Origin of the sequence: Apibacter sp. ESL0404 (assembly GCF_019469245.1) — a bacterium.
Taxonomy (GTDB): Bacteria; Bacteroidota; Bacteroidia; order Flavobacteriales; family Weeksellaceae; genus Apibacter.
Genome location: NZ_CP048267.1, coordinates 2,065,565 through 2,077,704, shown reverse-complemented (window position 1 = coordinate 2,077,704; position 12,140 = coordinate 2,065,565). Strand labels below are relative to the sequence as shown.

General features: G+C 31.3%; 9 protein-coding genes and 1 rRNA gene. 8 read left to right on the top strand and 2 right to left on the bottom strand.

Translation table 11 applies throughout. The features are described 5' to 3' along the window. The first annotated feature begins 46 nt into the window (after positions 1 to 46). The 6 genes from rrf (at position 47) to hemL (ending at position 7,257) form a co-directional block, all read left to right on the top strand. A 5S ribosomal RNA gene (gene rrf, locus GYM72_RS08900) occupies positions 47 to 154 on the top strand. Between the two features lie 750 nt (positions 155 to 904). Next, complete coding sequence (locus tag GYM72_RS08895; protein ID WP_220264145.1) at positions 905 to 2,407, top strand: peptide MFS transporter; 1,503 nt, start codon at positions 905 to 907, stop codon at positions 2,405 to 2,407. 33 nt (positions 2,408 to 2,440) lie between these two features. Beyond that, entirely contained in the window at positions 2,441 to 3,829 is a 1,389-nt protein-coding gene (locus GYM72_RS08890; RefSeq protein WP_220264144.1) for a peptide MFS transporter, read from the top strand. Between the two features lie 139 nt (positions 3,830 to 3,968). Further along, complete coding sequence (locus GYM72_RS08885) at positions 3,969 to 4,874, top strand: 1-aminocyclopropane-1-carboxylate deaminase/D-cysteine desulfhydrase (protein WP_220264143.1); 906 nt, start codon at positions 3,969 to 3,971, stop codon at positions 4,872 to 4,874. Further along, a complete protein-coding gene (locus GYM72_RS08880; protein ID WP_220264142.1) occupies positions 4,871 to 5,956 on the top strand; it encodes a glucosaminidase domain-containing protein in 1,086 nt (361 codons plus the stop codon). Before GYM72_RS08885 ends, GYM72_RS08880 begins: the two co-directional genes overlap by 4 nt. Positions 5,957 to 5,970: 14 nt before the next feature. After that, positions 5,971 to 7,257 carry a glutamate-1-semialdehyde 2,1-aminomutase gene (gene hemL / locus GYM72_RS08875; protein ID WP_220264141.1) on the top strand — a complete coding sequence of 429 codons (1,287 nt, stop codon included), beginning with the start codon at positions 5,971 to 5,973 and terminating at the stop codon, positions 7,255 to 7,257. Positions 7,258 to 7,318: 61 nt separating this feature from the next. Here the strand turns inward: hemL and GYM72_RS08870 are convergent, their stop codons facing one another. Further along, the gene (locus GYM72_RS08870; RefSeq protein ID WP_220264140.1) at positions 7,319 to 7,636 is read right to left on the bottom strand and encodes a DUF4286 family protein; all 318 of its coding nucleotides are present in this window, start codon (positions 7,634 to 7,636) and stop codon (positions 7,319 to 7,321) included. Positions 7,637 to 7,648: 12 nt separating this feature from the next. Then, the gene (locus GYM72_RS08865) at positions 7,649 to 9,076 is read right to left on the bottom strand and encodes a TonB-dependent receptor (protein ID WP_220264139.1); all 1,428 of its coding nucleotides are present in this window, start codon (positions 9,074 to 9,076) and stop codon (positions 7,649 to 7,651) included. 34 nt (positions 9,077 to 9,110) lie between these two features. On the opposite strand from GYM72_RS08865, the gene GYM72_RS08860 reads away from it, so the two are divergent. Together GYM72_RS08860 and pta are read left to right on the top strand one after the other, a co-directional pair. Continuing rightward, the gene (locus GYM72_RS08860; protein WP_220264138.1) at positions 9,111 to 9,884 is read left to right on the top strand and encodes an MBL fold metallo-hydrolase; all 774 of its coding nucleotides are present in this window, start codon (positions 9,111 to 9,113) and stop codon (positions 9,882 to 9,884) included. Positions 9,885 to 10,025: 141 nt separating this feature from the next. Further along, positions 10,026 to 12,119, top strand: a complete 2,094-nt coding sequence (gene pta, locus GYM72_RS08855) for a phosphate acetyltransferase (protein WP_105296874.1) — start codon at positions 10,026 to 10,028, stop codon at positions 12,117 to 12,119. Positions 12,120 to 12,140: the final 21 nt, after the last annotated feature.

Here is a 12,140-nt window from a genome sequence, read left to right as displayed (position 1 = left end):
TGGCCGTAAGAGTTTACAAAATTATATAAAATCCCATTAAGATATTTAGGGTGGTTATAGCGGTAGGGCTCACCTGTTCCCATTTCGAACACAGAAGTTAAGCCTACTTGCGCTGATGGTACTGCAAACGCGGGAGAGTAGGTAGCCGCCGGTTTTTTAAAAAAGAAAGCTTTGTATAGGTAATATACAAGGCTTTTTTTGTTTTGTTTTGGAGTGGTTTATTTGGTAGGTGGAATTTTTAACTTATAAACTTTTAATTTAGCTAAACTCATAAGTTAACTCTCATAATTTTATATCAGATCTTTACTGTCTATGATGATATTTACTATACATATTCATCGACATTATTAAAAACAATCTCAATCCCGATAGGACCTTCTTATTTAAAAATAATAAATCTAAATAGTTTTTGAAATCATATAGTTTAGAAAAAGAGGTTTTATTGATTTTATTTCTTTTATAACTCTTTTTTGATAGGTTTTTTAGCTAAGAGAATTCAAATTTCATGATATAATAACTACTAAAAAGTAATTATAAGATGAATTAAAAAATTAATAATAAATTAAACTATTTAGAAAATTATTTTGCATGATAGTTTGTAGTAAATATTTATACCAATTAGTTTAAAAAATAAATAATAAAATACGTCTTTATATTTATTGTTAGTAATTATAGCTTAAAATTATTTCATTATTAAGTAAAAAAAATTTAAGATAATAAAATAAATATGCTTTATTTTTTATTCATAAATTATATTATTTTTGAGATTATTGCTTTTACTTCTATTTGATTTTAGGAATTTTTAGTATTTTTGATAGTAAAAAATCAATTAAAAAAATTAAATAATTGATTTTTAAGCATTTATGAATTTAAAACGATTAATACTACTAACAGTGATAATAATATGAATGACAATATCCAAAAAAATAAAGAACTTACTCTAGAAGAAATTCATAATTTTCGCGGAAAATATCCAAAACAGCTAATATATCTATTTTTGATTGAAATGTGGGAACGTTTCTGCTTCTATGGTATGAGAGGAGTTCTTACTATTTTTATGGTGGGGCAATTAGGAGTTACTGATAAAGATTCTAACCTTAAATATGGAGCTATACAAGCATTTATTTACGCTTTTACTTTTATTGGGGGGATTTTGGCAGATAAAATATTAGGATTTAAAAAATCTCTTTTCATTGGAGGTTTAACCATGGTTTTAGGTAATTTAATTATCGCTTATTCTCCACATGATTTTTTTTATTTTGGAATAACATTATCAATAATTGGAACCGGATTTTTTAAGCCTAACATTTCTACTATGGTTGGAGATTTATACAGTGAAAAAGATCCACGAAGAGATGCAGGATTTGGGTTGTTTTATTCGGGTATAAATTTAGGAGCCTTGTTTGGTGGTGTTTTATGTGTTTATTTAGGAAAATATCATTCCTGGAATTTATGCTTTTTAGCCGCAGCGATAGTAATGCTAATAGGTATTTTAATCTTCTTAGCAACCAAAAAATATTTAGGTCCTATTGGAGACTCACCATTGATACATATGAAATCTTCAACCAGGAGAACACGTGAGATGTTTGTGTACTTAGGAGTATTATTATGCATACCTATTATTTATGCCATGATACATAATACTCGATATACCGATTATTTTATGTATACCATTGGTCCGTTGGCAATAGCTTTGTTTATTATAGAACTTATTAAAATAAAAAGCGCACAAATAAGAAAAAAACTTGTTGCAGCGATGATTTTAATTATTTTTTCAATACTTTTTTTTGCATTTTTTGAACAAAGTGGAGGAGCTCTGGCTATTTTTGCCGAAGGAAACCTAAGTCATAAATTACTGTTTTTTAATATTGACCCCAATATTGTAAATAATAGCTCCAATGCTTTATTTGTAATAATCTTAAGTCCTTTGTTTGGATTATTATGGCTATGGTTGGCAAAAATAAAATTAGAGCCCAATACGGTAATAAAATTTGGATTGGGATTTTTATTTCTTTCCGGCTCTTTTTATATTTTATACAGTACAAGATATTTTGCCGATTCCAACGGAATGACATCTTTAAATATCTTTACAATAGCCTATTTGGTTATGACGTTCGCAGAACTTTGTTTATCTCCGGTAGGCTTATCTATAGTTACCAAATTATCTCCCAAAAATTTATCAGGAATGATGATGGGAATGTGGTTCTTAGCCAGTTCTTATGCACAATATGTAGCAGGTCTTTTAGGGGCAGAAATGTCTTCTCCGGATGAAAATGCATCTTTAGTAACTAAATTATATTCATATACTACAGGATTCGGACAATTGGCCAATTATGCATTAATTACCGGTATTGCTTTAATTCTATTTTCTCCTTTGATAAGGAAATTAATGCAAGAAGTTAAATAATAATAATAAGTAAAACTAAGTATAAATTATATTATGACAGAAACTCAAGTTAAAAAAGGGCATCCTAAAGGGTTATACCTACTGTTTTTAACAGAAATGTGGGAACGATTTTCGTATTATGGGATGAGAGGAATTTTAATACTATATCTTACAAAATCTTATTTAGAAGGAGGTTTAGGTATAGATGCTCAAACAGCCAGCTTAATATATGGTTTCTTTACGGGGTTTGTTTATTTTACTCCATTAATTGGAGGTTGGTTGGCGGATAAATATTTAGGACAAAGGCATTCCATTACAATAGGGGGAATTATAATGATGTGTGGGCAACTGGCATTATTTTCATTAAATACCCAAAGTGGACTGTATGTGGGGTTATTCCTTCTAATTATAGGAAATGGATTTTTTAAACCCAATATATCAACTTTGGTAGGTGGTTTATATGCAGATGGCGATCCTAAAAGAGACTCAGCATTCTCTATTTTTTATATGGGCATAAATTTAGGAGCATTGATTGCTCCCATTATTGTAGGAATATTGACCGATGATATTTTCTCTACAAGAGATGCCGCAGGAAAAATAATATCATATGGGTACAAATATGGTTTCCTCGCAGCTGCAGTCGGAATGTTTTTTGGGCAAATTACCTATAATACGTTGGCGAAAAAATATTTAGGAGATTTAGGGTTAAAACCTCAAGGAAAAGTCACCAAAAACGATACAAACAATGAGGTTGATCCAAACGTTCCACTAACTAAAAATGAAAAACAAAGAGTTGCTGTTATATTTATTTATTTCTTTTTTGCTATTTTCTTTTTTGCAGGATTTGAGCAAGCCGGTTCATCTTTATCATTGTATACAGATAAATTTATCGACAGAAATGTAAATTTGCCTTTTATTGGAGAATACAATATACCCACTTCATTATTCCAATCGGTAAATCCATTTTTTATAGTAGTTTTAGCTCCAATCTTTGCATATTTTTGGAATACTAAATTAGGGCAGAAACTAACGACTCCGTTAAAAATGGGATTAGGAATGATAATTTTAGGGGTTGGATTTTTCTTTATGTTAGGAGCAGTTGCAGAACGAGGGGGCGATATAGCCGATGTTACCATTAAAGCGAGTATATGGTGGTTAATTTTAACGTATCTTGTTCATACTATAGGGGAATTATGTTTATCGCCTGTCGGGCTTTCCGTAGTAACAAAATTGGCACCTCCTAAATTAGCATCTCTATTAATGGGAGTATGGCTAATGGCATCCTTTATTGCAAATATAGTAGGAGGCTTTTTAGCTTCTACAGTCGAAACCTTAGGAGCAGGTAAAATATTTTTATATATTTCATTATTTGTAATCATTTGTGGAGTATTAATGATCGCATTAAATAAAGTACTAGTAAAAATGATGCATGGAGTAAGATAAGATTAAAATTATTAAAAAGTTATATCACTAAAGCATATTCTTTATTTAAATTAGTATAAATGAATATGCTTTAGTTGTTTATGGAATGTTTATTAAATCATTAGATATATTCATATAAAAACAAATTCATGAAAATAAAATGAATGTACCTATACAAACTTTTCAATTTCCGGGCTTACAAACAGATCAAGTTCTTCATATAAAGAGAGAAGATCTGATTCATCCCGTCATTTCAGGAAATAAATTTTGGAAATTAAAATATAATATTCAAAAAGCTAAAGAATTAGGAAAGAAAATATTGGTAACTTTTGGCGGAGCAATGTCTAACCATATTGTAGCCTGTGCGGCAGCAGCTAATGAGAATGGTTTCCAATCTATAGGTATAATTCGAGGAGAAGAAATTGTTGATAAATGGAAAGATAATTTAACATTAACAGAAGCTTCCGCTTATGGCATGGAATTTATTTTTGTACCTAGGCATGAATATAGATTAAAAGAACAGTCGAGTTATATACAAAATATACTTAATACCATTCCTAATCATTATTTAGTACCTGAGGGCGGAACAAATTCATTGGCTGTAAAAGGAGCAGCAGAAATACTATCAGAAAAAACCTCTTCTTATGACATAATTACTTCTGCAATGGGTACCGGAGGAACTGTTTCGGGATTATCTGTAGGAGCACTTCCTCACCAACAAGTAATCGGATTTCCGGTATTAAAAAACGCTCATTTTTTAGTTAAAGAATTATTAAAACATACTAACAAAGAAAATTTTATAGTAAATTTGGAGTACCACTTTGGAGGATACGCTAAAATTACGAATGAATTAATCGATTTTATTAACGAATTTTATTATCTCAATCATATTCCCCTTGATCCCATATATACAGGAAAAATGATGTTCGGATTAAGAGACATGATAAAAAAGGGGCAAATCCATAAGGACAAAAAAATTTTAGCAATACACACAGGAGGTTTACAAGGGATTAAAGAAATGAATAAGTACTTAAAGAAGAAAAATAAACCTATAATTGTAACATGAAAAAATTTGGAATATTTCTAATAGCGATAGTTTTAGGAAATTTCATTCTGGCTCAAGAATCTGTAAAAAAAGATGAATTATACATTCAAACCTATGCTAAAATTGCAGTAGAAGAAATGGAAATGTATCAAATTCCTGCAAGTATTACCTTAGCACAAGGAATTTTAGAAACAGGTAACGGGCAGAGTATTTTAGCACAGGTAGGAAATAATCATTTTGGAATTAAATGTAAAAATGATTGGACCGGAGGGAGAATGTATCATGATGATGATGCCAGAGGAGAATGTTTTAGAAAATATACCTCCGCAAAAGAATCTTACAGAGACCATTCTTTGTTTTTAGCAGAAAGACCCTATTATAAAAAACTGTTTCAATTAGATAGAAAAGATTATAAAGCATGGGCACATGGTTTAAGAAAAGCAGGGTATGCTACTAATCCTAAGTACGCATATATGTTAATCAATTTAATTGAAAGATATAAATTATACCAGTTTGATTCTTTAACCTCTGATAATGTAGATAAAAAGTTAGCAGAGTTATATCCGGATACATATAAATCCAATAATAGTATTGAAAAGGTAGATGAATCATCAATTTTGTTGGCAGATGCTAATACAAAAACAGTAAAAATTGATATTCCCAAAAAAACAACTCCGGTTAAAGTAACGGCTAAAAAAGTAGAAAATGTAAAGAAAATAGCAGCCGTTAAGACCAATAATTTTGAATTCCCTAGCTCTAGAATTAGAATTCATCCCAATGGGAAAGTAAGATATATAATATTAAGGAAAGGAGATACGTTGGAAGATATTTCAAAAGCCTATCACATCTCATTAAATCAATTAAAATCTTATAATGATTTACTCTTTCAAGATAGTTTAGTAATTAACCAAAAAATCTTTTTAGATCCAAAAAAGAAAAAAGGAATCAACAAAGAACATATTGTAAAGGAAGGAGAGAAGATGTACGATATAGCCCAAGAAAATGGTATTTCCTTAATTGAATTATACAAAAGAAATTTAATGTTTCCGGGAGATGAGCCTAAACAAGGAGATAGAATTTTACTAAAAGGGAGAAAAAGTTAAAATAGGGTTGTTAGATGTTATTTAAAAGAAGTAAGGCTTTATTTCAAGAGGCACAACAATATATACCCGGAGGGGTAAATTCGCCCGTTAGAGCATTTAAATCTGTCGGAGGAGTTCCGGTTTTTATGAAATCGGCAAAAGGTGCATATCTTACAGATGAAGACGGAAATACATATATAGATTATATAAACTCATGGGGCCCCATGATTCTAGGTCATAATCATCCCCAAGTAGTAGAAGCAGTAAAAGAGCAAATGCAAAATGGGTTTTCATTTGGGACTCCTACGGAATTAGAAACAGAAATTGCTAAATTGATTACCTCTTCTGTTCCTTCTATTGATAAAATAAGAATGGTTAATTCAGGTACAGAAGCCTGTATGTCTGCGATTCGATTAGCAAGAGGTTTTACATCAAGAAATAAATTTATTAAGTTTGAAGGGTGCTATCATGGACATTCCGACTCCTTTCTTATAAAAGCCGGAAGTGGTGCTGTTACATTTGGAAATCCTAATAGTCCGGGGGTAACGGAAGGAACGGCAAAGGATACTTTGTTGGCTAAATATAACGATATCGAATCTGTAAAATCTGTTTTCGAAAAGAATAAGGGCGAGATTGCAGCAGTTATACTTGAACCTATAGCAGGTAATATGGGATGTATACCTCCTAAAGGAGATTTTCTTGTTAAGTTAAAGCAACTATGTGAAGAAAATCAGTCATTACTGATTTTTGACGAAGTCATGACAGGTTTTCGAGCAAAGATGGGGGGAGCTCAAGAGTTTTTTAACATTCAGGCAGATATAGTAACTTATGGTAAAATTATTGGAGGTGGAATGCCCGTCGGAGCATTTGCCGCTCGAAAGGAAATAATGGATTGTTTATCTCCGGTTGGTAAGGTTTATCAAGCGGGAACTTTATCCGGAAATCCAATTGCCATGAGGGCCGGATATACAACCTTATCTATACTAAAAGATGATTTAGATATTTTCCATAGAATTACACAAACTACAGAAATCCTATCCGATGAATTAAGAACTATTTTTAAAAACGCCGGTATACCCGTATGTATTAATCAATGTTCATCGATGATGACCGTATTTTTTGGTATATCAGAAGTTTCAAACTTTGATGATGCAACAAAAGCTGATCATGAAATGTTTAACAAATATTTTCATTATCTACTTAACCACGGAATATATTTGCCGCCCTCAGGTTATGAAACATGGTTTATTTCTGATTGTATTAAAGAAATTGAAATTGAAAAAACATTAGATTATACAAAAAAATTTATATCCTCTCTTTGATTGGAAAATAATAAATTACTTAGTATAGTATATTTTCTTTTTATGTAGAAGAAATGGCAAACTAAAATTCGAAACTTTCAAGTAGCTCTAATTCAGTTTTAAAAGGCAAGACTCGGGTTCCAAACTTATGAAATAATAATTGAGAAAATCGATCGGAATGGTTTTTATAAAAGTCTTCTAAATCTTTTTTGTTATCGGCATAATATTGGAGGGAATAGGTACATCCTGATTCATCCGGATGAGAAATAACTTTTGAAAATATAACCTTAGTGAATATTTGAATTTCATACATTTCAGGAATTAAAGTATTTTTAACCCAATCGATCCATTCCTTTTCTAAAGGATATTCAACGTGAAAACTTTCTGAATATATAATCATTTCATTAAAATATTAATTAATAGCATAATCCACTGAGTACCCGAACATACCCTTTTCTTTAATCATATCGGCAACTTCATTGGGCATATTAATTTCCCAACCGTTTTTACCGGAAGCAATCTGAGTAAGAATTTGCTTTCCATAAATTCTGAGATAGGATTCATTATAATCTTTAATATCTACAATCCTCTTATTTTTTTTGAAATATTTGTATAAATCTTTAAGGCTTTCATTAACCTTTAAATTTTCAGAATTGAGAAACTCTCCTGTTTCTTGATCAACATAAGGATAAAGATAAATTCGCATATGCTGTTTAAACAGCTTTCCAAAAGCTTCCATAATACCACCGCTTAAGTGGTTATAATATCCTTCTTTAAAAATGTCCAATAAATTATTAACACCCATTGAAATACCGATTCGTTCCGTAGTAAATCTGCTGAAATAATCTACTAAACGATAATATTCGGAAAAATTAGAAATTAAAACAGTATATCCTAATTTTCCTAAAACATCCGCCCGATCTAGAAAATCTTGTTCATTGATCTCTCCGGAAGCAAGCAGGTTGGATAAAGTAATCTCAAATAGTAACTTAGTATTTTCTTTAGTAACCTTTTTTTCATTCATAAACATTTTCAAACCTTGATTACACATATCAATGTTTACATGGGTAACCGGACGGAAACTTCCTCTTAATGCGAAAATATTTTTATTATATAATTCATCCGCGGGAAGAACATTTTTTCCGTTTGGCTCAAAAACAGCTGCATCTGCCATTCCGTTTTTAACTAATTGTAAGCTCATTAAACGATTGTCCACAGCAGCATAATCCGGTCCGCTGAAATTAATCATATCAATTTCAATCTGATCAGTACTTAGTTCATCATAAAGAGATGAAATTATTTTTTTGGGATTATCGCTGTAAAAAAAAGAACCATAAATTAAATTTACTCCTAAAATACCTAAGGTTTCCTGTTGTAATTTAGTGTCGTTTTCATGGAAACGAACATGTAAAATAATTTCATTATACGGTTCTAATTCATGTAATTGAAATCGGATTCCAACCCAACCATGTCCTTTAAAAGTTTTATTAAAATTGATGGTAGTAACCGTGTTGGCATATGAAAAAAATTTTCTGCCTGAACAATTGCTTCTATCGATTCGTTTCTCAATTAATTCAATTTCATGGTCAAGCATTTTATGCAATCGTGCTTGAGAAACATATCTATTATCCGGTTCTTTTCCATAAATAGAATCACTTACTTCTTTATCATAGGCAGAAATTGCTTTGGCAATAGTTTTAGAAGCTGCGCCCGCTCTAAAAAAATAGCGTACGGTTTCCTGACCTGCTCCTATTTCAGAAAAAGTCCCATAAATATCTTTATTTAAATTAATCTGAAGAGCTTTTTGCCTAGGGGTTAGTACTTGTTTATGAGAGAGCATATTTTCAACTTTTGTTCGTAAATTTACAAAAATTATGGTACTACAAAAAAGTAATATAACATTCTTAGGGACAGGAACTTCTCAAGGAATTCCGGTTATAGGTTCAAATGATCCGGTATGTAAGTCTCAAGATGAAAAAGATAAAAGATTACGAACTTCTGCATTGGTTCAATATAAAGGTTTGGATTTATTAATTGACTGCGGTCCTGATTTCAGACAGCAAATGTTGCGAGAAAATAAATCCAATGTAGATGCCGTATTAATAACGCATGAACACACAGATCATATTGGAGGATTAGATGATTTGCGTCCCATCAATTTTTTAAAAGGACAAGATATTCCTATTTTTGGAAAGGAAAGGGTATTAGAAGATATAAAAAGAAGATTTTCTTATGCTTTTGCAGAAGTAAAATATCCGGGTGTTCCCGGTTTTGAATTACATTCAGTGAATGGTGATATCTCTTTTCAAAATGTTTCTATTCAACCCATACATATTTTACACGGTAAGTTGCCCATTTTAGGATATAAAATAGGGGGATTATCATATATCACTGATGCTTCCTCTATTTCTGAAGAAGAAATAGAAAAAATTAAATTTTCAGAAGTATTAGTTATCAATGCTTTAAGAAAGGAAGCTCATGTTTCCCATTTTACTTTGTTTGAGGCATTGGAAATCATTGAGAAAGTTAAACCTAAAAAGGCTTATTTAACACACATCAGCTATCAACTAGGGTTTCATGAAGAGGTAGAAAAAACATTGCCTAATCATGTTTTTTTAGCTTATGACGGATTGAAAGTTGAATTTTAATAAGAATGCATATTTTTTTACTAAAAATCATATTTTATAATAAATAAAAGGCATTATTTAGATATATTTTAATTTATAAATTTAATTAAATGTATATTCCTCAATTTTGTACTTTTGCAATACTTACAATTATAATATTAAATGAACAATAGATCAGTATATGTAGCGGCTACATGTCCTTATAGCGGAAAATCTTTGATTAGCTTGGGGATATTGCAAATGGTAATGAGAAGAACACCGAATATTGGTTATTTTCGTCCTATTATTGATGATTTAGATGATGGGATAAAAGACAACCATATTGAAACTATGATTTCTTATTTTAATCTTAATCAGAGTTATGAAGATGCATACGCTTTTACTAAAAGTGAAATTATTGATCTTCAAAATAGTGGCAGATTAAATGAGGCATACGATAGTATTATTCAAAAGTATAAAGCATTAGAAGATAGATTTGACTTTGTACTAATCGATGGTACTGATATATCAGCAGGTAGTACTTCGTTAGAATATGATTTGAATGTTATCATTGCTAAATCATTAAATATTCCGGTCGTTCTTGTTGTAAAAGATTCATTTAAAAATTCGCACGATTTAGCTAAAAATATAAGTCTGGAATTAAACAATTTTTTAAAGAAGGATAATAAAGTTATTGCGGTAATTGTTAATAAATGTGATAAAGATATAGAAGAAGTTATTACTAAAAGTAAGAAACGCATTGGTGATTCCGTTTTATTATCTATAATTCCTAACGATAAACCTTTAAGTTTTCCTACACTAAAAGAAGTGGCTGATGTTTTAGGAGCTAAAGTACTTCATGGAAGTGAAAATTTAAATCGATCCATCACTAAGTTTATGATTGGAGGAATGTTACTATCTCAATTCATTAACTATGTTGAAGAAGATTGCGTTGTAATACTTCCCGGTGATCGATCCGATTTAATCGTTGGAACTTTACTTTCCAACTTATCTAATTTTAAAAGAATTTCAGGAATAATACTAACTGCCGGAATAGGTCCTGATGCTTCCATCATGAAAATGATTGACGGATCGAGTGTAAACATGCCTATTATGCTTGTTGATATGGGAACATTTGAAGCAGCAACAGCTATTGACAATATAAAATCAACAATTTATCCTGAAAACACGGCAAAAATTAAACGTAATATTGACCTGTTTGAACAATATGTGGATGTGCCGGAGCTTGATAAGAGAATTTCTTCATTTAAAATTGAAGGAATTACCCCTAGAATGTTCCAGTATAATTTATTGAAAGAAGCAAAAGCAGCCCACAAACATATAGTTTTACCGGAAGGAGGGGATGAGAGAATTTTACGCGCCGCTTCCATGTTAGCGGATGATGAAATTGTAAAAATCACAATTTTAGGTAAACCGGATGAAATTATACAAAAAGTTAACCAACTGGGACTAAGTTGGAATACGGATCTGATTTCTGTTTTAGATAATACAGAAAACGATAAGTTAAATGATTATGTTGATACCTTATATGAACTTAGAAAAGATAAGGGTATGGAACATGCTCAGGCTAAAGATTTAATGTTGGATGCCTCCTATTTTGGGACAATGATGGTGTATAAAGGAGATGCAGATGGAATGGTTTCGGGAGCTCAAAATACTACAGCTCACACGATACGCCCTGCATTACAATTTGTTAAAACTAAACCGGGAATTAAAACCGTTTCTTCCGTATTTTTCATGCTCTTGCAAGATAGGGTACTAGTTTACGGTGATTGTGCTATTGTTCCTAATCCTACTTACGAACAGTTGGCAGATATAGCAATTTCTGCTGCAGGAACTGCAAAAGAATTTGGAATTGAGCCGAAAATAGCCATGCTTTCTTATTCATCCGGATATTCAGGAGCGGGAGTAGATGTGGATAAAGTTAGAAAAGCAACAGAGCTGGTAAAATCTTTGCGTCCTGACTTATTAATTGAAGGACCGATTCAATATGATGCGGCGGTGGTTCCAAGTGTAGGTAGCAGTAAAATGCCGGGGTCTTTAGTTGCAGGTAAGGCAAATGTATTGATATTCCCGGATTTAAATACCGGTAATAATACATATAAAGCGGTGCAAAGGGAATCCGGAGGACTAGCGCTGGGGCCTGTACTTCAAGGATTGAGAAAACCTATCAATGACTTAAGTAGAGGCGCAAAAATAGAAGATATTTACAATACTGTTGTAATTACGGCTATCCAAGCAGCCAACGACAATTAAAAAAATAGTATTTAAAGAAGT